The sequence below is a fragment of the Bacillus sp. 166amftsu genome (genome assembly GCF_900107445.1).
Taxonomy (GTDB): domain Bacteria; phylum Bacillota; class Bacilli; order Bacillales; family Bacillaceae_G; genus Bacillus_A; species Bacillus_A arachidis.
Genome location: NZ_FNQA01000004.1, coordinates 229,171 through 254,922, shown reverse-complemented (window position 1 = coordinate 254,922; position 25,752 = coordinate 229,171). Strand labels below are relative to the sequence as shown.

Genomic DNA, 25,752 nt, shown 5'->3' with positions numbered 1-25,752 from the left:
ACCTCTATTACAAATAATATATACTTTTGTACACCTATATCATCTATATATATTCATGTTGATTTTTTAACATATCAGTTGTTATAAAGAGCAAAAGGTGATCCATACTCTTTTACTCTCTTGATCTTCCCTTAGCACATGGCTAAAAAAGACACTGATCGGTTCCATGCACGGCCGAATCCTCTCTCTCACCTAAAGATTAGATTTTATGTCAGTTTTTCAATTTATATGTACATATCTTTATTGTACTGCTTTCCGTCTTCATCGCGCAAATATGGTCTAAAAGAAAACGACTCCTATAATGAGGAGCCGTGGCTTTTCTTAAGAATATGTTTCTTCTTTCTTTTTCTGCTCTTTCACAAGTTCCGTAAGCAATCCAATAATCTCATCATTCTCTTCTTTTAAACCAACAGTAATACGAATACCATCTGGCAATCCAAACGCAGCACCTGAACGAACTATATACCCTTTTTGCATTAATCTTTCAAATGCTTCATTACCAGGGATCCCAAGATCTAAGAAGATGAAATTTGTTTGTGATGGATAGTAAAAAACGTCGTACTCCTGACAGAACGTATAATATTGATTTAGCCCTTCAGCATTTCGTTTCACACATTCTTGTAAAAATTCTTGATCTTCTACCGCTGCCAAACCAACTGCTTGCGCAATAGATGAAGTATTAAATGGTAATCTTGCTACTTCTAATTGCCGTATAAGTTTTTCATTCCCCACAGCATATCCAATACGAAAAGCAGCTAAACCATATGCTTTTGAAAATGTACGTAACACCATGAGGTTTTCATATTTTTCAAGAAGCGGCAATGTTTGAGGATAGTCTTCCGCTCCTGCGTATTCATAGTATGCTTCATCCATAATAACAAGGGCAGTTTTGGGAACTGCCTCTAAAAATGAAAGTAATTTTTGTTTTTCTACATATGTTCCTGTCGGGTTATTCGGATTACAAATCCATACGATTTGCGTTTTTTCATCAATTTCCTTTAGCATCGCATCCAAGTCATGAATACCATCCTTAAGCGGCACTTCACGAACCTCTGCCCCTTCAATTACAGCATGGTGATGATATTGTGAAAATGTTGGGTTTGCCATCACAACATTTGTACCTTTTTGTAATAAGGCGCGACTAACCATTTGAATCACTTCATCTAAACCACTACCGAATAAAAGTTGTTCTGGTTTCACATGAAGGTGTGCAGCTACTTTTTCACGAAGTTCAAACGCTGCTCCATCTGGATACAGAGCGGATTGTGTACTTAATGCAGCTAACGCTTCTCCTACACGTTTTGAACAACCAAACGGGTTTTCATTAGATGCTAATTTTACAATTTTAGATAACCCATACTCTCTTTTTACTTCTTCAATGTTTTTACCAGGCACATATGCTTTCAAAGTTAACAATTGCTCTTTTACTCTCATTTTAGTTCCCCCTGTCATTTTACTAGATCAGACCGTAATACAATCGCCTTTTCACAATACATATGCTCTACTTCATGCTGCAACTTTTTTGTCATGACTGTCATCATACGAATACATTTCTATAAAGCATTCGATGTATCTATGTCTTTTACATACATCACTCATACATAAGTAAAGCCTTCCAAGCGTCTTCACGATGCCAGAAAACATGCATTTATGTCAGCCATCGATACAGTATCAGTGGGATAGGGTTCCATTATCATTTTTTATTCTTTTCATTAAACGCTCTGCTACAGTCAATATCTCCTCAACTACACGATCCTTACCTGTAATTGCGCCGTAAATTACACAAATCAAATGGATTCCGCATCTCTTTGAAATGCTTCTAATGCAGTATGAACAGTCTCATCAGAAATAGATACGACATTCACTACCCCATATTCCTGCATAAGTACCATACGAATTGTTCCTGCGTTCGCTTTTTTATCTTGCTTCATTACTTGCACAAGACGTTCTATATGTAGGTTCTTTGGCATATGCGGATAACCATACTGAGAAAACCAACGCTGTATTGCTTTATAACCAAGGTCTACCTTGTAAATTTGTTCACTTAAAAATATAGCGAATAACATACCAATCGCTACTCCATCACCATGTGTAATTTTTCCATACCCCATCTCTTTTTCAAGAGCATGTCCTAATGTATGTCCAAAATTCAAATGAGCACGTACACCTTTTTCCGTTTCATCTTGTGCTACAATATTCGCTTTTACAGGAATTGCTCGCTTTAGTATATAAATTAATTTTTCATCCCGTATATCTTCTAATCCTTTTACTTCTCGCTGTAACCAATGATACAATTCAACATCACCGATAAAGGCATGTTTAATTACTTCAGCAAACCCTGAACGCCACTCTTTTTCCGGTAATGAATTTAGAAATGGAGTATGATACAAAACTGCTTCTGGTTGATGAAACGCTCCAATCATATTTTTCCCTAGCGGATGGTTAATGGCAACTTTTCCACCAACTGCGCTGTCATGTGCCAGTAAAGTTGTCGGAACTTGAATAAAGCGAATACCGCGCATAAATGTAGCCGCAACAAAACCAGCTAAATCACCAATCATTCCTCCTCCAAGTGCAACAACTAGAGAATGTCGATCCATCACATTTTCAAGTGCTGATGTATGAGCCGCATAAAAATTTTCAAATGATTTTTCTTTCTCTCCACTTGGAACAATAAATGAAAAAACATGTTTTTCTACTTGTAATGCATTCATAACTGCTTCTAAATGGAATGATGCCACAGATTCATCAGAAATGACCATGATATTAGAAACAATTGGTTTCATATTTCGAACAAGCGTTGTCAAATGTGACAGCGCATCTTTTCCGACATATACATCATACTCTTTAGACTGTGTTTGAATATGTATTTTTTCCATTAAAACTCCCTCGCATATTCATTATGTTTCTTTATATTTTCACGAATACAATCCATACGATCTGCTCCAAATTGTTCTACTAAAGCCGCTGCTAATTCCCATGCAACAACTGCTTCTGTCACAACGCTAGCTGCCGGTACAGCACAGCTATCAGATCGTTCAATACTCGCTGAAAAAGATTCTTTTGTATCAATATCAACACTCTGAAGCGGTTTATATAGAGTTGGAATTGGTTTCATGACGCCGCGAACAACAACCGGCATTCCTGTTGTCATGCCACCTTCTAATCCACCTGCATGATTCGTTCGTCTCGTATATCCTTTTTCTTTATCCCAAAGAATTTCATCGTGTACTTGACTCCCTGGCTTATGTGCTGCTTCAAATCCAATACCAATTTCCACACCTTTAAAAGCATTTATACTCATTACTGCTGCTGCTAATTTCGCATCGAGTTTTCGATCATAATGTACATAACTCCCTACTCCAATTGGCATCCCTTCTACAATTACTTCTACAACCCCACCAATTGAATCTCCACTTGCTTTTGCATCATCAATTGCCTGCATCATCTTTTCAGACGATTCCTCATCTAAACACCGAACAGGAGATGCTTCTGTAATTTCTTTTAGTTGTTCTATTGATTCGTATGTAAACTTTTCTGCTTGCACACCACCAATTTCAATTACATGTCCAGCAACTTTTACACCTAGTTCTGCTAAAAGTTTTTTTGCAACAGCTCCCGCTGCAACTCGAACCGTTGTTTCACGTGCTGAAGAACGTTCAAGTACATTTCTCATATCACGGTGTCCATATTTAATTGCACCATTTAAATCAGCATGACCAGGTCTCGGTCTTGTAATTTGTCTCTTCATCTCTTTTTCTTCTTGTTCAGTTAACGGATCTACTCCCATAATCTTTGTCCAATGAGTAAAATCTCGATTTTCAACAACGAGTGTAATGGGAGAACCAAGCGTATGACCATGTCTGACACCACTAACTATTTGCACTTGATCTTTTTCAATTTGCATGCGTCTGCCACGTCCGTAACCTTTCTGCCTTCTTGCTAATTCTTCATTTATATCATCTGCTACTAAAGGTAACCCTGCTGGAATACCTTCCAAAATTGTCGTAAGTTGCGGACCATGAGATTCACCAGCTGTAATATATCGCATCGGTTATTCCCCCTTTTCTTGTAATTCTTTTATCCCACATTAACGGGCGGGAAGAGGCTCTGACCGCTTTTATGCATGGCCCGATGATCTCTTCCTAAAAAAGAAAAAGTTTATATCGTTTTTTCAATTTGTATAGTTATTCCAAAGTTATTCTTCATTTATAGAAGTTCCACTTTATGTATCAATATATCATACCAACCTTTACTTCGTAACTATTTGAAACTAAAAAAGTGCAAGAGGAGTATTCACACTCCCCTTGCACTTTTCACTGTTACCACAGTAATTAAAGCGTTTACAAATTATTTTAAAATAATTAGTAAATCCATTGATTCATTAATTTTGAGTAGTCTACTAATTCTTCTTCTTTAAAGAAAATACCAATCTCACGTTCTGCACTTTCTAGAGAATCAGAACCATGGATAATATTTTTCGCAACTGTTACACCAAAATCGCCACGAATTGTACCTGGTGCCGCTTCATGAGGTCTTGTTTTACCCATCATATTACGAGCAGTATCTACTACACCTTCACCTTGCCATACCATTGCAAAAACAGGACCAGATGTAATAAAATCTACTAATTCACCAAAGAAAGGTCTTTCTTTGTGCTCAGCGTAATGTTCTCCTGCAATTTCTGGAGTAACCTGCATTAATTTCGCACCAACTAATTGAAAGCCCTTTTTCTCAAAACGAGCTACAATTTCCCCAATGAAGGCACGTTGTACACCATCTGGTTTTACCATTAGAAATGTTTTTTCCATAAAAAATCTCTCCACTTCTGAATTATGTATGTAATTGTATATCCCCACACACATATTATCACCCTTGTCACAATTGTGCAATAGTTTTGAAATAGAGAGATTATTTTATTTATAAAAGAAAGTCATTAAAATTTTCGTTTCCCAATATACTTTGCAACATTTTGCAAAGCATATTTTGCTTGTCCACGTGGCAATGGTTTTATTACCTCTAATGCTTTATGTAAATAACGTTCACTAAATGCAAATGCCCGATCGATTGCTGAGCTTGTTTTAATATCATGAATAATTTCTTTCATCTCACTTGCAGTTGTATTTTCATGCACAGAAACTATTTTCGCGCGAAGCTTTGGATCTTCCATTGCATACAAAACTGGGAGTGTAATATTCCCTTGCAACAAATCTCCACCAGCAGGTTTTCCTAATTTTTCTTCTGTTGAAACGAAGTCTAAAATATCATCAATAATTTGATAAGACATACCAACAAAATAACCATACCAAAACAAACGATTTACTGTATCACGGCTCGCACCAGAAGCAATAGCTCCCAACTGACAACTAGCCGCAATCAACAATGCTGTTTTTCTCTTAATCCGTCGTAAATATGTTCTTAAATTTTGATTATAATTATATTTATCCTTAATTTGTTCGATTTCACCTTTACATACTTCCAAAATTGTATACGATAATGCCTGGTGTGCTTCAGGAACTTCTAAATTTGTAATACACTCAAGAGACTTTGCAAACAAATAATCTCCCGTATACATTGCAATACGGTCTCCCCATTTTGCATTTACGGTTGCACTACTTCTTCGTAAGAGTGCTGCGTCAATTACATCATCATGAACAAGAGAAGCCATATGAATGAGCTCTAAAGCAACTGCAACATGTTTAATTGCATCTAACTTGTAGTATCCAAACTTGCCTGCAAGAAGCACAAAAACCGGACGAATTCGTTTACCACCAGCTTCGATAAGCTGTAATGCCGCATCTTCTATTAGTTGTTGCTCTGAGGCAACAACCTTTTTTAATTCTTTTTCTATTACATCAATATCCGATCGTAAAAAAGAGTACATAAGTTGTAACTTCATATTGTTCACCTTAACCTAAAAACGTCTTTTTTCTTTTTTCTATTTTGATTTTGGTTTGAATCCTAAGTGCATAGCTGCTACACCAAAGGTAAATGGTTTCACTTGTACATGCTCAAGCCCTGCAGATTCAAACATCTTCCCTAATTCTTTCATCCCAGGGAATGTGCTAGCAGACTCCTGAAGCCATGAATATTCCTTATAGCTTTTCGCAAACATTTTACCAAACAACGGCATAATATATTTGAAATACAAAATGTACATCTGACGAAAACCAATCATTGTTGGTTGAGATGTTTCTAAACAAATTACTTTGCCGCCTGGTTTTACTACTCGAGTCATTTCTTTTAGTACATGCATATAATCAGGAACATTACGAAGACCAAAGCCAATTGTTACATAATCAAATGTATTATCTTCAAATGGAAGTTCCATTGCATTCCCATGCATAAGTTCTACCTGTTTTAAATTTAAAGCTTCAACTTTCTCTTTCCCAACAGATAGCATATTTTCACTGAAGTCTAATCCATATACTTTCCCAGTCGTTCCAACCGCATCAGCAAGTGCAATTGTCCAATCAGCAGTTCCACAACACACATCTAACGCCTTGCTTCCTAACTGCACATCCATAATTCGCATCGTTTCTTTTCGCCATGCTTTATGCCTTTGAAAACTTATAACTGAGTTCATTACATCGTATTTATCAGAGATTTTTTCAAATACGTCATGTACTCTTTCTTCTTTTGATTGTTGCATGCGCTTACCCTTCTTCCAATATAAAGTTGCTTATGTTTTCAGTTTATCTTTTAAAGTAGAAACTACCCCATCAATTTCTTTATGACTTTGTAGAAATATTTTTTCTTGTTCATTCATTTCTTCCATCCACTCTGTAAAGACAGCTTCCACATTTTTGTCATCATTTGACAACACTGCTTGAACCGCTTGAAAAACAGGTGTATTTTTTCTTTCAGCATGCAATTGATACTCTTTTTGAAGCCGATTATTCCCTAGCATATACGCTATAAACGGTTTCCAATGTGATAAATGAAAATGATCACACGTTTTTTGTAAAAGTGCCGATTCAATGGTCATAACACTTTTAACTACTTCATCTACTGTTTCATATGCTCTCTGATATAACATAATTTTATGTTCATTAATTTCTTTAATCCCCTCAGCAAGCGCACGAATTAATACAATATCACAATTCATTGAAAGTAAATAATAATACAATCCACTATAGTAATCACCTGCAAGTACTGTAAGCTGACGACGCTTATGGAATCCACTTGTTTCTTCATCTGCCTTGTTTGATACTTTTTCATGTGTATCAAGAGCGATTTGTACAAGCATAATCGTCACAACATAGTGATCGATTTGGTCTTTATGTAAATTTGCACTTTTTAAAGCAGCATATAAAAGTACTACCTTTTCTTCATCAATAAATGGTTCTTCAATATAGTTTATAAAATAAGGATGGCGCAGGTTTGATAACAACTGCTCCTTTATATCCGCATACCCTCCGTAGATGTCACACACAAAAAATCACCCTTGTTTTCTAATTCATAAAACCTATTATAACACATACACTCTATTTTCTATAACCAAAACTTAGGGAATCAAAACAAACTACAATTTAGAATTCTATTCGTGCGATACGCATAAAAAAACAAAATTTCATTCACCTATAAGTTTTTGAACAACCATAAAAAAATATAACCCTTTTTTAAAGACTATATTTCCTTAATAAATTCACATTAAAGTGAAGGTTTCCTTTCTATCTACCTCACTATAAACATGTAAATTTTACAAGCAGTAGTCCTCCACCTAATCTCTTTTTTTGATACTGATATTTCTTCTTACAAATAGCCTGCATCGACAGGAAACTCTTATTAAAATAAAATAATATAAATAAAAAAGAAAAGCAGTTTCCCGCTTTCCTTTACTTTGTCTTAATAAAAGACAAAATTTCGCTACGTGCCGCTGCATCATTTTCTAACACACCGCGCACTGCTGTAGTTACCGTTTTTGCACCCGGCTTTTTCACGCCGCGCATTGTCATGCACATATGCTCCGCTTCAACAACTACCATCACACCATGAGGTTCTAGTACTTCCATAATAGAATTAGCGACCGTTGACGTAATACGTTCTTGAAGTTGTGGACGACGTGCAATTGTATCTACGGTACGAGCTAATTTACTTAAACCTGTTACTTTTCCACCACGTGGAATATATGCAACATGAGCAACTCCGTAAAACGGAACAAGATGGTGCTCACACATCGAATAGAATGGAATATCTTTTACTAATACAAGCTCCTCGTGATCTTCTCCGAACACTTTGTGCAAATGTTCCTTTGGATCTTCATGCATACCTGAAAATACTTCTGCATACATTTTCGCAACACGTTTCGGCGTATCAAGTACTCCTTCACGATTTGGATCATCTCCAATTGCTTCTAGAATAAGACGCACTGCTTGCTCGATTTGTTCTAAGTTAACTTTTGCCATCCGCTTAACCCTCCCGAAAAACCTAAAAGTGATACGAACACATTCTAGCATATTTATGATTTTAAAAGCAAAAAGAAGAGTTCCCAAAAAGGAAACTCTTCTTCCCTGTTAATATGTAAGGATTATTTAACCGCATCTTTTAACGCTTTACCAGGTTTGAATGCAGGTACTTTACTTGCAGCGATTTCAATTTCCTCACCAGTTTGTGGGTTACGTCCTTTACGAGCCGCACGCTCACGAACTTCGAAGTTACCGAATCCGATCAATTGTACTTTATCACCTTGTTTTAAAGCTTCTAAGATAGAATCAAAAACAGCGTCAACTGCTTTTGTTGCGTCCTTTTTAGAAAGGGAACTTGCTTCTGCAACAGCATTGATTAAATCTGTCTTGTTCATGCCATTCACCTCCTCCCAAAGATAAGACTGTATAATGATCATAAAATGAGTCTTACTTTCATTTGTAGGCAATTTTTACAAATTCTATACTACAAAGATGTAGATAAATCATTATCAACGCCTATATTATACGATTCTCCTGTATAATTCAATATTTTTAAAGAAATTGTTACCGCGAAAATGTGAAAAAACGATGAAACTTGACAATATGCTACAAAGTATTAGATAATGTCTATTTCTATCTATTCCCCTACAAAGTAAAACTCTCCTTACGAATCAAGTATTTACGAATCGTTACCTTCCCATCTATCTTCCTCTCTTTTCTTTGAACCTTACCGTGAGCATCCTACCACCTGCAAATAGCGAGATAAAAAAACAAAAGCCCCCTGCCAGCAGGGAGCTTTTGTTTATAAAATAATAGCAATTAATCCGCCAGATCCTTCGTTGATAATTCTTTCTAGCGTTTCTTTTAATTTATAACGTGCATTTTCAGGCATTAAAGACAATTTTGCTTGAATCCCTTCTCGGACAATTGAACTAAGCGAACGTCCAAAGATATCAGAATTCCATATAGAAAGCGGGTCATCCTCAAAATCTTGCATTAAGTAGCGAACAAGCTCTTCACTTTGCTTTTCAGTACCAATAATTGGTTCAAATGTGGATTCAACATCTACTTTAATCATATGAATAGACGGTGCAACTGCCTTTAATTTCACACCAAATCGCGATCCATGACGAATTATTTCCGGTTCATCTAGACTCATATCAGCCAAGGCGGGCGCAGCCACACCATATCCTGTTTGTTTGACCATTCTTAAAGCATCTGAAACTTGATCATACTCCGTTTTTGCATGAGAAAGATCAAGCATAAGCTTTAACAAATGGTCTTTCCCTCTAATTTCTACTCCTACAACTTCTTTTAATATTTGATCGTACAGTTCATCTGGTGCGTATAAATCAATTTCCGCAACACCTTGCCCCATATCAATCCCAGCTAGGCTCGCTCGATCAATAAACTCATATTGACTAAACTGCCAGACAACGCGGTCTACATCTCGCAGGCGTTTTATATCTTTAACCGTCTCTTGAACAGCTTCTTGATAACTTTGGCGTAACCAATGCCCTTCATTTAACACCATGACCCAACTTGGAAGATTCACATTCACTTCCAAAACAGGGAATTCAAATAAAGCTTCACGAAGTACATTGTAAACATCTGTTTCTCGTAAACTCTCCACACTCATTGCTAGTACAGGAATATCATGCTCTTCTGATAAACTCTGGCGCAACTGTTCTGTATCTGGATGATATGGCTGTACTGTATTAATAATCATGATAAACGGTTTACCTACTTCTTTTAACTCATTAATAACACGTTCTTCTGCTTCTATATAATCCCTTCTCGGAATTTCTCCAATCGTTCCATCAGTTGTAATGACAACCCCAATAGTAGAATGCTCTTGAATTACTTTACGCGTTCCAATTTCAGCAGCCTCATGAAACGGGATAGGCTCTTCATACCACGGTGTATTAATCATTCGTGGGCCATTCTCATCTTCATAGCCTTTCGCTCCAGGAACCGTATAACCTACACAATCTACTAATCGAATATTTACTTCAAGACCATCATCAACATGGATGGAAACCGCTTGGTTTGGAACAAATTTCGGTTCTGTTGTCATAATTGTACGTCCAGCGGCACTTTGAGGTAATTCATCTTGTGCTCTCTGACGATCTGAATCATTTTCGATATTCGGAATAACAACAAGCTCCATAAATTTTTTAATAAATGTTGATTTCCCTGTTCGAACAGCTCCTACAACCCCTAAATAAATATCACCGCCTGTGCGCTCAGCAATATCTTTAAAAATATCGACCTTTTCCAATTGATTCCCTCCCTCGAAATTTTTGGGAATAATACAAGTTTGTATTCACAAACAATACCTTTCATTGATGTTTCCTATCCTATAAAGGATTCTAGAAGTGCGGACAATATATCATATGATTTTGTCCTAAATTCATATGACTATTTAAAAAGAAACTTTTTGTTTTCATCATAAGTTGTATTACATGAAAAAAACCTTTCTTCTAGAATTTATTCGCTAAAAGAAAGGTTCATGACTTATCATTTAAAAAAAATTGGTTCTCCGTTTTTTACTGTATACGGTAAAGAGTATGCAGGCACAAATGGTGTATCTTTTAAAAGCATATCCCGAATATCTTCTCCCTCTTTCATTTCTTCTCCATTTTTTTGTAATATTTCATATAAATCCATTCGGTAATCAACAAAAATCTCTCCTTTTTCATTGATTACAAGCGGTAATCCCTTTCCAGAATACGGACTTTTTACTTGTGGTACATCTTTATATCCCATTTTTTTGAAATCCAGTTCATAAACACCATCTGCAATCACCTTTTTAAAAGGAGGATATTGATGATCATCGCGATACATTTGCAACTTCAACTGAACATCTCGTATTTGTTCCGCCATTCTGACATCAAGTAACTTCACTGTTGGATTTGTTTCTACATCTACTAATACGTATTGATACACCCCACCACTTTCATACGCATTCCCAGGCGCTTCTTGTATATAACGTGGTGCAATTTTTTGAAAATCAATGGGGTATTTTTGATAAATCGGTGTGTTCATATCACGTGTTTTGATTGGTAATAAACCACTATTTTGTTCCTTATATGTATTAACTGCCTTTTGAACAGCTTGCAATTGATCTTCATAAGGGACAGCATTTTGTTTCAAATTTTCTTTAGGATACATACACCCCGATAAAAGGCTTATACAACAAAATATTAAAATAATATAAGTTTTTTTCACAGACAATCCATCCTTTATTTTCTCACTCATATCCATTAAAATTTGTTTACACATCTGCACCTACCTCCTCACAATCTATTTGAAAACAAAGAGTGGTGATGATTCATTCTTATTGTTCAACCGGTCCACTAAACACTACAAGGAAAATAACAATCCCGGATACAATCATAAGTGTATAGGCAATACTTGCTGTAATCCCTTTCAAAATTTTATTCTTCATTTTATGTCTGCTTAATAAAATGAAAACCACAGCAATAAACATAAAACCCATAGCCCCTAAAGAAAACCACATTTTGATAAGTCCTTCAGACATATGTACACCCCTTAATTATTAATCTATTTTTATATTATTTTAACAAATTAAAAATTTTAAACAAATAGAAAAATAATATAAGACCATTCTTTTTTAGGTGGGAGAGAGCAGTCCCATGTCATATAAAGGCAAAGAGAGTATATGAGTACGGGTCACCTTTTATTTTTCGTAGCAGTAACTTGTATATCTAAAAATCAAAATAGATTTCTATACAATCAATAAAAGTAAGCTTCCATTAATGAAAATCCCTTTTTCTCTCACTCCTTTACTTTCAGTTAAACTTTAAGACAAAATATTACCGCTCACAGCTAATCGTAAAAAAACAAAAATAAAACCGAAGCGAATATATCCCCTTCGCCTCGGTTGACCAAATATGCCCACAAACAGCTCTAACCCCGTTTCTTCATAGCTATCGTATGCAATCCTTAAGTCCTTTGTTTCCCATACTTTATTTTTTAAACATTTTACTTAACGAGCTAAAGTCTGTCGGCATGTTATTATTAATAATCGCTTTTACAATTTGATCTTCTTGTTCTTTTGGTACCTCTCGCCCTGCCATTACTGCGACTTGATGGATTAATTGACGTAGTACTTTCTCATCGCGTAAATTTGCATTTTGTACAGATGACGCTAATTTAAAAATATCGTCTTTATTTACTTTTGCTTCTTTCTCAATATTACTGAAAATGTTATTATCCATTCCCTTCACCCTCTCTTCAAGTTACAATCCATCGTATGCAAAAAGAAACAAATGGTGAAAAGACCCAGAAAAACAAAAAGCTGTATACGCGCTTTTCTGCACGTATACAGCTTTTACCTATAATAAATCAGGTATCGCTTCAACTTCGTGTTTACGAACACGTCCCATCAATGATCCTACTGCATCTTTCACATTATTCCCATTGAATAGTACATCATATAAAACTGACGTAATCGGCATTTCAACTTCCATTTTCTCAGCCATTTCGTATGCCGCTTTCGTTGTTCGTACACCTTCAACTACCATACCCATACTATCGAGTACTTCTTCTAATGAATATCCTTTTCCAAGCATATTCCCTGCACGCCAATTTCGGCTATGCACGCTTGTACAAGTTACAATCAAGTCACCCATTCCTGTTAAACCAGCAAATGTTAACGGATTACCACCCATCTTTCTTCCTAAACGGGCAATTTCCGTTAAGCCACGCGTCATAAGAGCGGCTTTTGCATTATCACCTAACCCAAGGCCATCTGTTATACCAGCGGCTAATGCGATAATATTCTTTAACGCTCCACCGAGCTCTACTCCAACAATATCAGGATTCGTATACACTCGGAAATAACTATTCATAAATAAATCTTGTACTTCTTCAGCCGCTTCCATTCGCTTCGCAGCAGCAGTCACCGTCGTCGCTTGACGAAGCCCTACTTCTTCCGCGTGGCTTGGCCCTGATAAAACAACAACATCACGAATAAGATGCGCTGGAATTTCTTCTTCAATCATTTCTGAAATACGTTTTGAAGTACCTGGTTCAATTCCTTTACTTGCATGAATCCAAGTAATTGGCTGTGAAACAATATCTTTCATATTTCTTAATACTTCGCGATAAGCTTTCGTCGGTACAACTAAAAGTACCGTATCTACATCTACTAATGATTCCTCTAAAGAAGAGTAGGCTACGATTGTGCTTGGCAATGTAATTCCTGGAAGGTATCGACTATTCTCATGTTTCATATTAATTTCATCCATAAGCTCTGAACGATTCCCCCAAATACGTACATCATGACCATTGTCAGCTAATACCATCGCTAACGCTGTTCCCCAGCTACCTGCTCCTACTACTGTGATTTTTTTCATAAAATCACATCCTCTCCATTAGTCTCTTGCTCTAGAAATAATTCGAATTGGCGTTCCTACGAAGCCAAACGACTCACGCAAACGATTTTTCAAGAAACGTTCATATGAAAAATGCATTAGTTCTGGATCATTTACAAACACAACAAATGTTGGTGGTTTCACTGCAACTTGTGTTGCATAGAAAATTTTCAAGCGACTACCATTATGTGTTGGTGTTGGATTCATTGCCACCGCATCCATAATTACATCATTTAGTACATTCGTTTGTACGCGAATGCTATGACTTTCATTGACTTCATTAATAACTGGTAATAATGTCTGTGTACGTTTTTTCGTTTTCGCAGATAAGAATACGATCGGTGCATAATCCAAGAATTGGAAATGTGCACGAATATTTTCTTCAAATGCTTTCATTGTCTTTTCGTCTTTTTTAACTGCATCCCATTTATTCACAACGATAATAACAGCTCGTCCTGAATCATGTGCATAGCCAGCAATTTTTTTATCTTGCTCAATAATTCCTTCTTCGCCGTCTAAAACAACTAAGACAACGTCAGAGCGTTCAATCGCTCTTAGTGCACGAAGTACACTATATTTTTCAGTGCTCTCGTATACTTTTCCCTTTTTACGCATACCAGCTGTATCAATGATAACGTAATCTTGGCCATCTTTACTATATGGTGTATCGACAGCATCACGTGTTGTTCCTGCTACATTACTTACGATTACACGCTCTTGACCAAGCAATGCATTTACTAGTGAAGATTTCCCTACGTTTGGGCGACCAATTAGTGAGAAACGAATTGTATCGTCATCATATGCTTCCTCTTCAATTTTTGGAAAATGATTTGCTGCTTCGTCTAATAAATCACCTAAACCTAATCCATGTGTACCTGAAATTGGGAATGGTTCACCAAATCCTAATGCATAGAAATCGTAAATATCATTACGCATCTCTGGATTATCAACTTTATTCACCGCTAGTACAACCGGCTTTTTAGAACGATATAAAATCTTTGCTACTTCTTCATCCGCAGCTGTTACACCATCGCGACCATTTGTCATAAAAATGATAACATCCGCTTCATCAATCGCAACTTCTGCTTGTTGACGAATTTGTGTCAAAAACGGCTCATCTCCAATATCAATTCCACCCGTATCAATAATGTTAAATTCATGATTTAACCATTCTCCCGCACTGTAAATACGATCTCTCGTTACCCCTGGGATATCTTCTACAATTGAAACTCTCTCTCCAACAATTCTATTGAAAATAGTAGATTTCCCTACGTTCGGGCGTCCTACTATTGCCACTACTGGTTTCGGCATATCATTTCATCCTTTCAACTTGCTTCTGTTTATTATGTAAAAAACCCTTCTTTGTGCAAGAAGGGATTTGCATTCCAGAATATTTCTCATCGTATCAAAACACCTCATATTATATCACACGTTACTAATGTTTCACAATAATATATACATTCTCTTGTAGGCGGTGTGCAATGCCGTCTAAAATCGCTTCTAAATTATTTGCTACAAATTCCATTTCTTCTTTTGAATCACACATAAATAAAGGCGCTCCACCAGCGAACTTTTCTGGCGTTGTTGTAATTACAGCAAGAATATAACTTTCTAACCTCATCTCATATCTCGCCTTCCTTTCGGGGCCTCTGATGACATGTGAACAGCACTTTCTAACGTTGGCACACTTCCTATTACTGCAATCGCTTTTTTTACATCTTGGTCTTGTGGGAGTACAAATAACCCTACCCTTCCATCTTCTAAATCACGTTTAGCCAATGGGACTAACGCTGGAGTTCCAGAATCTCTAAATACGCCTAATGCAACCGAAACATCATGCAAGATTGCTTGTCGCTGTCCAAGATTGGAAATCGTTACCCTTGCGTCAATAGACTTAGGCTTTAAAATAAAGCCCATTCCATACTTCATAATTTCTTCTTGTCTTGCTGGCAATCCAATATTCATAATATAAATATTATCAATATATAGTCCTGCTCCTTCAAAACGGAGAGGAGCATGTTCAATGTCTACAAGATCACGTAACCTTTTACCAGACATCAATGTTTTTGCAATAAAGAATCCCACTAAGCCAGCAACTACACCAGCAATCCATGAATGAAATCCTATATATGTAAATGTTGTCACAAACGCTGTTAACATCGCTAAATAGTTACGACTTTCAAACACAAGGGCTATCCCCTCAATATACGTATTTCCACGTGGTACAAGCTCATATCCATCTAATTGCTGCAGCGTATTCCTTTCCATATTTCGAACATCTCGAAATTGAGACGCAGCTAACGTCAAAAAGGTGATTGCTGAAAAGTCCTTCTTCAAAATAGACGGAATAGCAATCGCTCCTAAAGCTGCTGCAATTAGCCCCATAGCAACGTGAATGATTTTTCCATGTAAACGTGTCGGATACTGCCTCGTATCTGTACGAAGCATCAAAATTCGTGTTAGCGTTCCAGCTATGACGCCACATAAAATGGCTGATGTATATTCAGTCATGTATTACCCTTGCCTTTCTTTTACATGTTTTTTCCTAAACAGTCCTCTATACGCCGATATTTTTACGATATAAAACATCAGCATTACAAGTAGCGTAGAAACAGCAATGATATCAAAAAATGTCAAACTACCAAATTCGTATGGAAAATGAAGCCTGCGAAAAATAAATGTTACCAATATTTCTCCTTGTAGCGCTCCGGCATACAAGGAACATAGACGCAATAAACGATCTCTATGTAATAAAATCGATGCATACACAAGAGTACCACTTAACATAAAGGTTCGATCAATAACAATCCAAATCGGGTCGTACACCTCTAATAAATGAAAACTCGTGTATAACATAGCAATAATAAGTGCCGACAATAAAGCGTACATTTTTTTCCATATAGAATATAGAGCAACCCCAAAAAAAGAAATAACACCAAGTATAAGAGCATTTACTGATATAGTGAAAGAAGCAATAGATACGGTTATCTGGGAACAAATAATAAACATTAATATAACAGCACTGACTTTCCAACGAATTTCATCTTTTCTCAAAAAAAATGTTGTAACAATCCAACCCATCCATGCTACGAAATAAAAATAACTTCCCTCCATATTTTTCCCTCCTATCATTTCCATTATGGGAACTTTTTATGAAAACTAATCCTTTTCTTCTTTTTGCATAGTTTTTCTTATAACAGCAACACTTTCTATTAAGGAGGTGTATACAACAATGGGAAAAGACCGCCAAGAAAAGAAGTTAAAACAATCACGCCGTGTTGAATCAGATCGTGACCAATCATTACAATATCCTGGTGCAACTGGTCTTGATACACCAGAACAAGCTCGTAAACAAAATCAGCATTAAACAAAATGAAATGAAAAAACAGCCAATGTTGGCTGTTTTTTCATTTCATCGCCTCAAAGTTCATTATGTTATTAAACCAATTTTCATCGCTTTCTTAATTGCTTCTACACGATTAGAAACTTGAAGTTTCGTGTATATATTAATCATTTCACCTTATAATTAACAAATAGCCCATAGAAAAATCCTGATGTAAGAGTGTATTATCTCTGACTATAACATGTAGTATCAATTCCACGTTGTGCTAACCAATGATACGTATCACCTTTCACAATAAGTGGCACTCGCTGAAGCTCCGAAATCGTTCTCGCTCCAAGGGCCGTCATAATAAATTGTAAATCTGTATGTAAAAGTTCTATTTCTTCGATTAACTTGTCTACACCATCATTCATTAATATACGTAAAAAATAACCAGCAAAAGCCGTCGCTTGCGCACCTAGCGCGATTGCTTTTGCTACATCAAGTGCCGTTTGTATACCACCAGATGCAATAAGGGAGAGGGTGTTATTTGTAGAGGACGCTTCTATTATTGAGGTAGCCACCTGAATGCCCCAATCATTAAAATAAGAAAGCATTCGCTGCCTTCGTTCATTTTCAACTGCGGCAAAGTTTGTGCCACCATAACCACCAATATCTACAGCTGTAACGCCAACATTAACTAGTTGTTGTACCGTTTCTTTACTCATACCAAACCCTACTTCTTTTACTATAACTGGAACCGGTGAACTTATTACGATTTTTTCAATTCGCTCCAATACGCCTGTAAAATCTCGGTCGCCTTCTGGCATCGTTAATTCTTGAATGACATTCAAATGTATTTGCAACGCATTTGCTTCAATCATATCAACTGCACGCCTCGCTTGCTCAACGCTTGCTTCACTACCCAAATTTGCAAAAATGATTCCATCTGGATTCACCTTTCGAACAATTCGATAAGAGGAGGCTTCTGTTTCATCTTTTAAAGCAGCCATTTGAGAACCAACAGCCATCGTAAGATTGTGATACTTTGCCACATGTGCTAACTGCTCATTAATATGTAATGTGTGATCTCCCCCACCACCAGTCATTGCATTGATAAAAATCGGCGAACTTAATGAAAGTTCGCCGATTTTTGTTTCAAATGTAATGCTTTCATAACTTGAATTTGGCAAGCTTTGATGGACAAAAGCAATGTCATGAAAGCCATGTATACGAGACTGTCCGGTGGAAAGAGCATATTCAATATGTTCTAATTTTCGTTTCGCCCTTACCACTTGTATCCCTCTTTATTTTTTTAATTTTTTCAGTTGTTCACCAATAATATCACTAAATTGGAAAGTTGCAGATTCAGAAGTCGGCTCATATTGGCTATAATCTTCTGTTTCATTATTTTCTTCAATAGCTTCTTTTATACTTAAAGAAATTCGTTTTTCTGCCGCATGCACTTCAAGTATTTTCACTTTCACTTGTTGTCCCATTTCCAGTACTTCATTTGGGTTTTTCACATGACGATTTGCAATTTGTGATACATGCACAAGACCTTCTACACCTGGTAAAATTTCAACGAAAGCACCGAAGGTAACAATTCTCTTCACTACACCTTCTCGAATATCACCTGCTTTAACTTCAGCAGAAACGTTTTCCCAAGGTCCTGGCTGTGCTGCTTTAATCGATAAAGAAATACGCTGCGTATCTGCATCAACTGATAACACTTTAACTTTAACACCTTGTCCTTGTGTTAACACATCAGAAGGCTGTGCAACACGATCATGAGAAATTTGTGAAATGTGTACCAAACCATCTACGCCACCAACATTCACAAAAGCACCGAAGTCAGTTAATCGTTGAACTGTACCTTCCACAACGTCCCCCTCTTTTAAAGAAGAAATTGCTTCTTTTTTCTTCGAATCTAATTCTTGTTCGACAACTGCTTTATGTGAAAGAATAACACGATTCTTTTCACGATCTAATTCAACGATTTTCACCGCTAATGTTTTTCCTTTATAATCAGTAAAATCTTCTACATAGTGCATTTCTACAAGTGAAGCTGGAATAAATCCACGGACACCGAGGTCCACAACTAAACCACCATTCACAATATCTTTTACAGTAACATCAAACACTTCACCTGAAGTGAATTTCTCTTGCAACTCTACCCATGCTTTTTCTGCATCAATAGCACGTTTCGATAACACAAGATCATCATCTTCTAATTTAATAACTTTTAATTCCAGAGTTTGGTCTAATTCTACAACATCGCTCGCTTTTTCAATATGAACGTTAGCTAATTCACTAATCGGAATAACGCCATCTGTTTTGTATCCAACATTTACAAGAACTTGTTTTTCTTCAACCTTTGTTACAGAACCCGTAACAACGTCACCCACTTGTAATACTTTTGAATCCATAACTTCTTCATTCATTTTCTCTACCATGGAAATACCTCCCTACAGAATTGACAAAGCTTTTTTATGTATACACGAAATGAAAACAAATGCTTTCATTTGCATGTTATAAGAATGTTTTAGCATATACTCGCTTCTAATACATACAACAACCTATTGTTTATCCTACACTTTATAGAAGATATAGTAACCTATATAAATAGTATACAGCAAAATCTCCTTGAATAAAGTATGTTTTAAAATATAATAGCGAATATATTCTGACAGTTCCTCTTCTTTTACTAACTTCTTACAAATTGACTTATTTGTCAAGGAAAGCGTCTCACTATACTGATATTTTCAAAATAAAAAAGAAAGAGGATTCCCCCTTTCTTTATTTTGCAAATGCTACAGAAACAATATCCATGATTTCTCGGACAACTTCTTCAATTGATAAAGAAGTTGTATCTAATTCCAATGCATCATCCGCTTTTTTCAGTGGAGAAACTTCACGCTCTGAGTCCAACTTATCACGCTCAGCAATCTCTTTTTTCAGTTGCTCTAAACTAGAAGCGAAACCTTTCTTCGTGTTTTCAAGATGTCTCCGCTCCGCTCTTTCTTGAACAGAAGCAAGCATAAAAATTTTCACTTCCGCATTAGGTAGCACATGCGTACCAATATCACGCCCGTCCATTACTACGCCGCCCTTTTCTGCTAGAGCTTGTTGACGACGTACCATCTCTTCACGAACAAGACGATGCTTAGCAACAATTGATACGCGATTTGTTACGTCCGGTGTACGAATCGCGTCGGATACATCCTGGTTGTTTAAGAAAACTAGCTGTGTATTTTCACCTTGTTGAAACTCTATATTTACATTTTTTAAAACTTCCATTAAACTTTCTTCATTCTCAATATCTACATTTTGCTGAAGAGCAGCGTATGTAAGTGTACGATACATTGCACCTGTGTCAATATACACATAAGAAAGTTCTTTCGCAACAATCTTTGCAACTGTACTCTTTCCAGCAGCCGCTGGACCATCTATCGCAATTGAAATTCGTTTATCCATTGTAACACCTCATTTTTTCACTTGTAAAACAAAATGAAAAGCAGGTACAAATCCCCTGCTTCTCTGCGCTTGTTTCATGTCGATTAAATCCTCAATTATTGTAGCACAATCCTTACTAGAAGAAAATGAAAACTACTTATTCACTTGTAAAACATTCGTTATACCTTTATCTACAACACCTTCATAATAAACAATTTTCGATAAATATTTCACTGTAGATTCTTGCATAAAAAGCAATTGAATAATGCAAAGACAAATAAATTGAACTAATACTATACGAATTAAAACTCCCTCAATTTTTTTCAAAAAATGTCCTCTTCTCATTTTTTTATTCATTTCAACAACCTACAATACAAAACTAAAAATCCTCTCACTTCTATATATCTCAAATATAAAGTAGCTAACTTTATTTTCATTTTTAATACAAACTTTTATACATTTCCATTGTCGAATCTAGCAAAAACGTGGTATGTTCTTAATGTATTTTTCGACTAGAAAGGGGTATAAGCATTGAAAAAAATCCTAGTTTTACACACAGGTGGAACAATTGCAATGGAAGAAGATAAAGAAACTGGGGTTGTACAACCTGGAAAACAAAATCCTCTTTTAAAGTTCATTCCTGATTTAGAGGGTAATATTGATTTAATTGTTGAAGATGTCTTTCATCTTCCATCACCTCATATGACTCCTAGTGAGATGTTACAATTACAAGTCATCATTGACGAAAGAGTAAAAAATGAAGACATCCATGGTGTTGTCATTACACATGGTACAGATACATTAGAAGAGACTGCATATTTTTTAGATTTAACTGTACAAGCGAACATTCCAATTGTTGTAACGGGGGCAATGCGCTCTAGCAACGAATTAGGCGCTGACGGTTTATATAACTTTTTATCCGCTGTAAAGGTTGCAAGTAGTAGCGAAGCACTTGGAAAAGGTGTTCTTGTCGTGTTGAACGACGAAATCCACTGTGCAACAAATGTAACAAAAACACATACAAGTAATGTCGCAACATTCCAAAGCCCTCAATACGGACCAATCGGTATGGTAACAAAGCGCGGGGTTGTCTTCCATCACGCTCTCGTACATCATGAAACATACGAAGTCGGACAAGTTTCTAAAAATGTCGTTGTGTTAAAAGCTTACGCTGGTATGGATGATACATTATTAACAGCAATTGAAAGCCTACCGGTAGATGGGATCATAATTGAAGCACTTGGTCAAGGTAATTTACCACCACGAACGCTCTCTAGTTTGCAACGCTTAATAAATAAAGGAATTCCAATTGTTCTTGTTTCCCGATGCTTTAACGGAATTGTCCAAGATGTATATTCCTATGAGGGTGGAGGAAAACAGTTAAAAGATATGGGTATTGTTTTCACATATGGTTTAAACGCCCAAAAAGCTCGTATTAAACTACTTGTTGCTTTAGAATGTACTGATTCTAAAGACAAAATCCAACAAATGTTTATGCAGGATTAAAAAATAAGCTGTCGAAATTCGACAGCTTATTTTTGTTCTCTTGATACAACTGTTTGTGTAATTGCTCCACCATGAAATCTTCCATTCTCAATAAAAATTTCATTTGCATTATTGCCCGCTGCAATAACACCCGCAATAAAGATATTCTCAACATTCGTTTCCATTGTTTCTTCTGTAAATATCGGACGCCCTGTTTCTTTATCAATTTCTACTCCCATTTTTGTTAGGAAACTATGATCTGGGTGGTATCCTGTCATCGCAAATACAAAATCATTTTGAATTGTAAATGCCTCTCCTTTACTTGTATACGTAAGTGTATGTTCGGTAATTTCTTTCACGTGAGCATGGAACTGCATTTGAATTGTACCATTACGTACTAATGCTTCAAATTCAGGTAATATCCACGGCTTAATACTCGGTGAATATTCCCCCCCACGATACAACACCGTTACACGCGCTCCAGCTTTTACAAGTTCTAGCGCTGCATCTATACTTGAGTTTTTCCCTCCTATTACAACTACATCACGATCAAAATATGGATGTGCCTCTTTAAAATAATGGGAAACTTTATCTAAGTTTTCTCCAGGAACGTTCATATAGTTTGGATTATCATAATACCCTGTTGCCACTACAATATATTTTGCGGTATATATCTCCTTGTTCCCATCACGCTTCGTCGTATTTACTCTAAAAAAGCTCCCATCTTTTTGCACTTGTTCTACGCGTTCAAAGGCATTTACCCGTACTCCTTTACGCTTTACCACTTCACGATAATAAGCAAGCGCTTGATTACGAACTGGCTTACGATTTTCTGTAATAAAAGCAACATCACCAATTTCTAGTTTTTCACTAGAAGAAAAAAAAGTTTGGTGAGTTGGATAATGATAAATTGCATTCACAATATTTCCTTTTTCAATTACTAGTGGATTGATTCCTTCTTGCTGCAGTGAAATCGCTGCTGCTAATCCACACGGTCCGCCCCCGATTATAATAGCTGTTTCTTTTTGCATACCCGGTTCACTCCTAGTCTTCTGCTTCAATCTCTATTTATTATAAAACAAGAAAAAACCTACTTTCAGCAGTAGGCACCTATCTTCATTGTATTCATTTTTCATATATTTGTCATCTATACGATACGTACATTCGATAGACGTCCGCTAAAAACTGTCTAAAACTTATTCCTTGTTGCCCTAATACATTTTCTGGATCAATTTTTCTCGTAGGATCAAGCGTTTTATGAGATACAATATCCTTTTTAGGATTTAGATTGAATGTATGACATAAATAGGCATGGTACCATGTAAACCGCGTGTAAGAATCCCAAAAATTAACATTACCCCCATAACACATTTCAACACCAATCGCTGCTTTGTTCGCATCATAACCAAACAAATCATTATCCGTTGGTACACTATATCTTACGTGATACGCTACCTCATCAATTGGGATAATTTCTAAAATGGTCCTATCATCTACAAAAGTATGCGCCGATGCCTTTGGTTGTACTTCGTTAAAGTAATCACGATTTCCTATCGCGTTGCTCCCAGGATTCCCCGTATCATGACTTACAATAAATTTCACCTTCGAAAGGCGAATTCCTGGCCGTGAGCTTCCGTACCCAATATAATTCCGCTCTATAGGGAACATAACCATGTCTATCAACTCCGCTCTAGAAAATTACCTTTCTTCCTTATATATGTATTCGACCTCAATATCTATATAGCACATTTCTTTACGCAAAGAGAAAATCAAAAATGTTTGAAGTAAACACCATAAATAATAAAATACTTACAGCTGTTCCATAAAACCCATAAAACCAAACACGATCTTCTTTAGTATCTAAACCGAAAAATTTATTCACAGATTGTAACAAAGATGAACGTTTCACATCTTTTTTTCGTAAAACCTCTACCCGTTTCATAACATCTGTTGGCATCATAAGTCTTTGGTCTGCTATCATTTTCATTATTTATCTCTCCTTATTTTGTTTCCGTTTTGTTTATCTAAGGAAAGTATAGCACAAACGTTCTATAGGAACAAGTGTTCTTTTTTATTTTTTATAATCGTACATCCATTTTGAAAATAATATTTTAATCCCTATTATATATTCCAATAAAAAACGTGGTTCCCTCAAAAGGAAACCACGTTCTCTCTAAACTTTCCGTTCTATTATACCCAACCTCTAAAGCGGCTAGCTTCTGCCATTTTGCGTACACCAACCATATACGCTGCTAAACGCATGTTCACTTTACGAACTTGTGATGTTTCATAAATAGAATCGAATGATCTTACCATTACTTTTTCTAAACGTTGTTCTACTTCTTCTTCTGACCAGTAGTAACCTTGGTTATTTTGTACCCATTCGAAGTATGATACAGTAACACCACCAGCACTTGCTAATACGTCAGGAACAAGTAAAATACCACGTTCTGTTAAAATCTTAGTTGCTTCTAATGTAGTTGGACCATTTGCTGCTTCTACAACAATTTTCGCTTTAATATCTGCAGCGTTCTCTTCTGTAATTTGGTTCTCAATTGCAGCTGGAACTAAAATATCACAATCAAGTTCTAACAGCTCTTTGTTTGAAATTGTATTATTAAACAATTTCGTTACCGTTCCGAAGCTGTCGCGGCGATCTAGCAAGTAGTCGATGTCCAATCCATTTGGATCATGTAATGCACCGTAAGCATCAGAAATTGCAATTACTTTCGCACCAGCATCATGCATAAATTTAGCTAGGAAACTACCCGCGTTCCCAAATCCTTGAACAACAACGCGAGCGCCCTTAATTTCGATGCCACGTTTTTTCGCAGCTTCGCGAATACAGATTGTTACACCTTTCGCAGTCGCTGTTTCACGCCCATGAGATCCACCTAATACAAGCGGTTTACCTGTAATAAATCCAGGTGAATTAAATTCATCGATGCGGCTATATTCATCCATCATCCATGCCATAATTTGCGAGTTTGTAAATACATCTGGAGCAGGAATATCTTTTGTTGGACCAACAATCTGGCTAATTGCTCGTACATACCCACGACTTAATCTTTCTAATTCACGGAAAGACATTTCTCGCGGATCACAAACGATACCACCTTTACCTCCACCGTATGGTAAATCTACAATACCACATTTTAAACTCATCCAAATAGAAAGTGCTTTCACTTCGTTTTCTGTTACGTTTGGATGGAAGCGAATTCCACCTTTCGTTGGACCAACAGCATCATTGTGCTGCGCGCGATATCCTGTAAATATTTTAACAGTCCCGTCATCCATACGAACTGGAATTTTCACTGTCATCATACGAATTGGTTCTTTAAGTAATTCATATACCTCGTTTGGATAACCCAACTTTTCTAGGGCTTCATTAATAACAATTTGTGTTGAATTTAATAATTCAAAATGTTGTTCCCTCTGTTGTGTTTGTGTTTGAGCTCCCTTTTCGGCTACCATAGTAAGTAAACCCCCTGTAATTTCACTTGTTTAGTAAACCTTCATTGCCTAGTATACACCGTTAAATTTGGAATGCAATAGAAAACGCTAACAAATGTATACAAACTATTTTTTATTGCAAGCGTTTTCACTATTATTATAGTCCTTTTATTGCTTTTAGAAAAGTAAAATACTTAAATATTTAAATGTTTTTTATACCATACTG

27 protein-coding genes and 1 pseudogene are annotated in these 25,752 nt (G+C 36.3%); 2 read left to right on the top strand and 26 right to left on the bottom strand.

The window, feature by feature from the left end; genetic code table 11:
• Positions 1 to 321: 321 nt before the first annotated feature.
• The 18 genes and pseudogenes from hisC to BLV40_RS14375 all read right to left on the bottom strand — a co-directional run bounded on the left by hisC (position 322) and on the right by BLV40_RS14375 (position 16,924).
• Entirely contained in the window at positions 322 to 1,434 is a 1,113-nt protein-coding gene (hisC, locus tag BLV40_RS14465; protein WP_090691129.1) for a histidinol-phosphate transaminase, read from the bottom strand.
• A gap of 353 nt (positions 1,435 to 1,787) precedes the next feature.
• Positions 1,788 to 2,879 (bottom strand): 3-dehydroquinate synthase, encoded by a 1,092-nt coding sequence (gene aroB, locus BLV40_RS14455; protein ID WP_090691126.1) that lies wholly within the window; start codon positions 2,877 to 2,879, stop codon positions 1,788 to 1,790.
• On the bottom strand, positions 2,879 to 4,051 hold the full coding sequence (gene aroC / locus BLV40_RS14450) for a chorismate synthase (protein ID WP_090691123.1): 1,173 nt from the start codon (positions 4,049 to 4,051) through the stop codon (positions 2,879 to 2,881). Before aroC ends, aroB begins: the two co-directional genes overlap by 1 nt.
• Before the next feature lie 313 nt (positions 4,052 to 4,364).
• A complete protein-coding gene (ndk, locus tag BLV40_RS14445; protein WP_000415880.1) occupies positions 4,365 to 4,811 on the bottom strand; it encodes a nucleoside-diphosphate kinase in 447 nt (148 codons plus the stop codon).
• 125 nt (positions 4,812 to 4,936) lie between these two features.
• Positions 4,937 to 5,899, bottom strand: coding sequence for a heptaprenyl diphosphate synthase component II (hepT, locus tag BLV40_RS14440; RefSeq protein ID WP_090691120.1), 963 nt, complete (start codon positions 5,897 to 5,899; stop codon positions 4,937 to 4,939).
• 39 nt (positions 5,900 to 5,938) lie between these two features.
• Positions 5,939 to 6,652 carry a demethylmenaquinone methyltransferase gene (locus BLV40_RS14435; RefSeq protein ID WP_026591199.1) on the bottom strand — a complete coding sequence of 238 codons (714 nt, stop codon included), beginning with the start codon at positions 6,650 to 6,652 and terminating at the stop codon, positions 5,939 to 5,941.
• Positions 6,653 to 6,682: 30 nt separating this feature from the next.
• Positions 6,683 to 7,435, bottom strand: a complete 753-nt coding sequence (locus BLV40_RS14430) for a heptaprenyl diphosphate synthase component 1 (protein ID WP_090691117.1) — start codon at positions 7,433 to 7,435, stop codon at positions 6,683 to 6,685.
• A gap of 403 nt (positions 7,436 to 7,838) precedes the next feature.
• Positions 7,839 to 8,408, bottom strand: a complete 570-nt coding sequence (gene folE, locus BLV40_RS14425; protein WP_026591201.1) for a GTP cyclohydrolase I FolE — start codon at positions 8,406 to 8,408, stop codon at positions 7,839 to 7,841.
• Between the two features lie 122 nt (positions 8,409 to 8,530).
• Complete coding sequence (locus BLV40_RS14420) at positions 8,531 to 8,803, bottom strand: HU family DNA-binding protein (RefSeq protein ID WP_001043860.1); 273 nt, start codon at positions 8,801 to 8,803, stop codon at positions 8,531 to 8,533.
• Between the two features lie 407 nt (positions 8,804 to 9,210).
• On the bottom strand, positions 9,211 to 10,689 hold the full coding sequence (gene spoIVA, locus BLV40_RS14415; RefSeq protein ID WP_026591202.1) for a stage IV sporulation protein A: 1,479 nt from the start codon (positions 10,687 to 10,689) through the stop codon (positions 9,211 to 9,213).
• Between the two features lie 239 nt (positions 10,690 to 10,928).
• Positions 10,929 to 11,639 (bottom strand): hypothetical protein, encoded by a 711-nt coding sequence (locus BLV40_RS14410; RefSeq protein ID WP_026591203.1) that lies wholly within the window; start codon positions 11,637 to 11,639, stop codon positions 10,929 to 10,931.
• A gap of 109 nt (positions 11,640 to 11,748) precedes the next feature.
• Positions 11,749 to 11,952, bottom strand: a complete 204-nt coding sequence (locus tag BLV40_RS14405) for a DUF2768 domain-containing protein (RefSeq protein ID WP_026591204.1) — start codon at positions 11,950 to 11,952, stop codon at positions 11,749 to 11,751.
• Between the two features lie 448 nt (positions 11,953 to 12,400).
• Positions 12,401 to 12,652: a stage VI sporulation protein F gene (locus tag BLV40_RS14400; protein ID WP_026591205.1), complete on the bottom strand. Its 252-nt coding sequence runs from the start codon at positions 12,650 to 12,652 to the stop codon at positions 12,401 to 12,403.
• Positions 12,653 to 12,769: 117 nt separating this feature from the next.
• The gene (locus BLV40_RS14395; protein ID WP_026591206.1) at positions 12,770 to 13,792 is read right to left on the bottom strand and encodes an NAD(P)H-dependent glycerol-3-phosphate dehydrogenase; all 1,023 of its coding nucleotides are present in this window, start codon (positions 13,790 to 13,792) and stop codon (positions 12,770 to 12,772) included.
• Positions 13,793 to 13,810: 18 nt separating this feature from the next.
• Positions 13,811 to 15,121, bottom strand: coding sequence for a ribosome biogenesis GTPase Der (gene engA, locus BLV40_RS14390; RefSeq protein WP_026591207.1), 1,311 nt, complete (start codon positions 15,119 to 15,121; stop codon positions 13,811 to 13,813).
• A gap of 124 nt (positions 15,122 to 15,245) precedes the next feature.
• Positions 15,246 to 15,431 (bottom strand): capping complex subunit for YIEGIA, encoded by a 186-nt coding sequence (locus BLV40_RS14385; protein ID WP_026591208.1) that lies wholly within the window; start codon positions 15,429 to 15,431, stop codon positions 15,246 to 15,248.
• Positions 15,428 to 16,321 carry a YIEGIA family protein gene (locus tag BLV40_RS14380; protein WP_090691111.1) on the bottom strand — a complete coding sequence of 298 codons (894 nt, stop codon included), beginning with the start codon at positions 16,319 to 16,321 and terminating at the stop codon, positions 15,428 to 15,430. The genes BLV40_RS14385 and BLV40_RS14380 overlap by 4 nt, the downstream gene beginning before the upstream one ends.
• A pseudogene (locus BLV40_RS14375) lies at positions 16,314 to 16,924 on the bottom strand (hypothetical protein). Before BLV40_RS14375 ends, BLV40_RS14380 begins: the two are co-directional and overlap by 8 nt.
• Positions 16,925 to 17,042: 118 nt before the next feature.
• Between BLV40_RS14375 and BLV40_RS14370 the strand changes: the two are divergent.
• Positions 17,043 to 17,177, top strand: a complete 135-nt coding sequence (locus BLV40_RS14370) for a YpzI family protein (protein ID WP_003206535.1) — start codon at positions 17,043 to 17,045, stop codon at positions 17,175 to 17,177.
• 200 nt (positions 17,178 to 17,377) lie between these two features.
• Here BLV40_RS14370 and fni read toward each other — a convergent pair whose 3' ends face one another.
• The 4 genes from fni to BLV40_RS28630 form a co-directional block, all read right to left on the bottom strand.
• On the bottom strand, positions 17,378 to 18,427 hold the full coding sequence (gene fni / locus BLV40_RS14365) for a type 2 isopentenyl-diphosphate Delta-isomerase (protein WP_090691109.1): 1,050 nt from the start codon (positions 18,425 to 18,427) through the stop codon (positions 17,378 to 17,380).
• 12 nt (positions 18,428 to 18,439) lie between these two features.
• Positions 18,440 to 19,588, bottom strand: coding sequence for a 30S ribosomal protein S1 (rpsA, locus tag BLV40_RS14360; RefSeq protein WP_026591212.1), 1,149 nt, complete (start codon positions 19,586 to 19,588; stop codon positions 18,440 to 18,442).
• Positions 19,589 to 19,931: 343 nt separating this feature from the next.
• Positions 19,932 to 20,609 carry a (d)CMP kinase gene (gene cmk / locus BLV40_RS14355; protein ID WP_090691106.1) on the bottom strand — a complete coding sequence of 226 codons (678 nt, stop codon included), beginning with the start codon at positions 20,607 to 20,609 and terminating at the stop codon, positions 19,932 to 19,934.
• 132 nt (positions 20,610 to 20,741) lie between these two features.
• The gene (locus BLV40_RS28630) at positions 20,742 to 20,915 is read right to left on the bottom strand and encodes a DUF5359 family protein (protein WP_090691103.1); all 174 of its coding nucleotides are present in this window, start codon (positions 20,913 to 20,915) and stop codon (positions 20,742 to 20,744) included.
• A gap of 204 nt (positions 20,916 to 21,119) precedes the next feature.
• On the opposite strand from BLV40_RS28630, the gene BLV40_RS14345 reads away from it, so the two are divergent.
• Complete coding sequence (locus BLV40_RS14345; protein ID WP_081810986.1) at positions 21,120 to 22,094, top strand: asparaginase; 975 nt, start codon at positions 21,120 to 21,122, stop codon at positions 22,092 to 22,094.
• A 26-nt stretch (positions 22,095 to 22,120) separates the two neighbouring features.
• Here BLV40_RS14345 and BLV40_RS14340 read toward each other — a convergent pair whose 3' ends face one another.
• The 4 genes from BLV40_RS14340 to gudB all read right to left on the bottom strand — a co-directional run bounded on the left by BLV40_RS14340 (position 22,121) and on the right by gudB (position 25,547).
• Entirely contained in the window at positions 22,121 to 23,104 is a 984-nt protein-coding gene (locus BLV40_RS14340) for a YpdA family putative bacillithiol disulfide reductase (protein ID WP_090691101.1), read from the bottom strand.
• A gap of 112 nt (positions 23,105 to 23,216) precedes the next feature.
• On the bottom strand, positions 23,217 to 23,747 hold the full coding sequence (locus BLV40_RS14335; RefSeq protein ID WP_090691097.1) for a peptidoglycan recognition protein family protein: 531 nt from the start codon (positions 23,745 to 23,747) through the stop codon (positions 23,217 to 23,219).
• 79 nt (positions 23,748 to 23,826) lie between these two features.
• On the bottom strand, positions 23,827 to 24,063 hold the full coding sequence (locus BLV40_RS14330; protein ID WP_170833663.1) for a DUF3961 domain-containing protein: 237 nt from the start codon (positions 24,061 to 24,063) through the stop codon (positions 23,827 to 23,829).
• A gap of 200 nt (positions 24,064 to 24,263) precedes the next feature.
• On the bottom strand, positions 24,264 to 25,547 hold the full coding sequence (gene gudB, locus BLV40_RS14325; protein ID WP_026591218.1) for an NAD-specific glutamate dehydrogenase: 1,284 nt from the start codon (positions 25,545 to 25,547) through the stop codon (positions 24,264 to 24,266).
• Between the last annotated feature and the right edge of the window lie 205 nt (positions 25,548 to 25,752).

What these genes read in the sequence shown, in the direction of transcription:
- BLV40_RS14400 (WP_026591205.1), bottom strand. Translation starts at nt 12,652, where the DNA reads ATGGATAATAACATTTTCAGTAATATTGAGAAAGAAGCAAAAGTAAAT.
- BLV40_RS14340 (WP_090691101.1), bottom strand. Translation starts at nt 23,104, where the DNA reads ATGCAAAAAGAAACAGCTATTATAATCGGGGGCGGACCGTGTGGATTA.
- engA (WP_026591207.1), bottom strand. Translation starts at nt 15,121, where the DNA reads ATGCCGAAACCAGTAGTGGCAATAGTAGGACGCCCGAACGTAGGGAAA.
- BLV40_RS14435 (WP_026591199.1), bottom strand. Translation starts at nt 6,652, where the DNA reads ATGCAACAATCAAAAGAAGAAAGAGTACATGACGTATTTGAAAAAATC.
- BLV40_RS14380 (WP_090691111.1), bottom strand. Translation starts at nt 16,321, where the DNA reads ATGACTGAATATACATCAGCCATTTTATGTGGCGTCATAGCTGGAACG.
- aroB (WP_090691126.1), bottom strand. Translation starts at nt 2,879, where the DNA reads ATGGAAAAAATACATATTCAAACACAGTCTAAAGAGTATGATGTATAT.
- aroC (WP_090691123.1), bottom strand. Translation starts at nt 4,051, where the DNA reads ATGCGATATATTACAGCTGGTGAATCTCATGGTCCGCAACTTACGACA.
- BLV40_RS14385 (WP_026591208.1), bottom strand. Translation starts at nt 15,431, where the DNA reads ATGAGGTTAGAAAGTTATATTCTTGCTGTAATTACAACAACGCCAGAA.
- hisC (WP_090691129.1), bottom strand. Translation starts at nt 1,434, where the DNA reads ATGAGAGTAAAAGAGCAATTGTTAACTTTGAAAGCATATGTGCCTGGT.
- BLV40_RS14420 (WP_001043860.1), bottom strand. Translation starts at nt 8,803, where the DNA reads ATGAACAAGACAGATTTAATCAATGCTGTTGCAGAAGCAAGTTCCCTT.
- cmk (WP_090691106.1), bottom strand. Translation starts at nt 20,609, where the DNA reads ATGGATAAACGAATTTCAATTGCGATAGATGGTCCAGCGGCTGCTGGA.
- ndk (WP_000415880.1), bottom strand. Translation starts at nt 4,811, where the DNA reads ATGGAAAAAACATTTCTAATGGTAAAACCAGATGGTGTACAACGTGCC.
- rpsA (WP_026591212.1), bottom strand. Translation starts at nt 19,588, where the DNA reads ATGGTAGAGAAAATGAATGAAGAAGTTATGGATTCAAAAGTATTACAA.
- gudB (WP_026591218.1), bottom strand. Translation starts at nt 25,547, where the DNA reads ATGGTAGCCGAAAAGGGAGCTCAAACACAAACACAACAGAGGGAACAA.
- BLV40_RS14395 (WP_026591206.1), bottom strand. Translation starts at nt 13,792, where the DNA reads ATGAAAAAAATCACAGTAGTAGGAGCAGGTAGCTGGGGAACAGCGTTA.
- BLV40_RS14405 (WP_026591204.1), bottom strand. Translation starts at nt 11,952, where the DNA reads ATGTCTGAAGGACTTATCAAAATGTGGTTTTCTTTAGGGGCTATGGGT.
- folE (WP_026591201.1), bottom strand. Translation starts at nt 8,408, where the DNA reads ATGGCAAAAGTTAACTTAGAACAAATCGAGCAAGCAGTGCGTCTTATT.
- BLV40_RS14370 (WP_003206535.1), top strand. Translation starts at nt 17,043, where the DNA reads ATGGGAAAAGACCGCCAAGAAAAGAAGTTAAAACAATCACGCCGTGTT.
- hepT (WP_090691120.1), bottom strand. Translation starts at nt 5,899, where the DNA reads ATGAAGTTACAACTTATGTACTCTTTTTTACGATCGGATATTGATGTA.
- BLV40_RS14335 (WP_090691097.1), bottom strand. Translation starts at nt 23,747, where the DNA reads ATGGTTATGTTCCCTATAGAGCGGAATTATATTGGGTACGGAAGCTCA.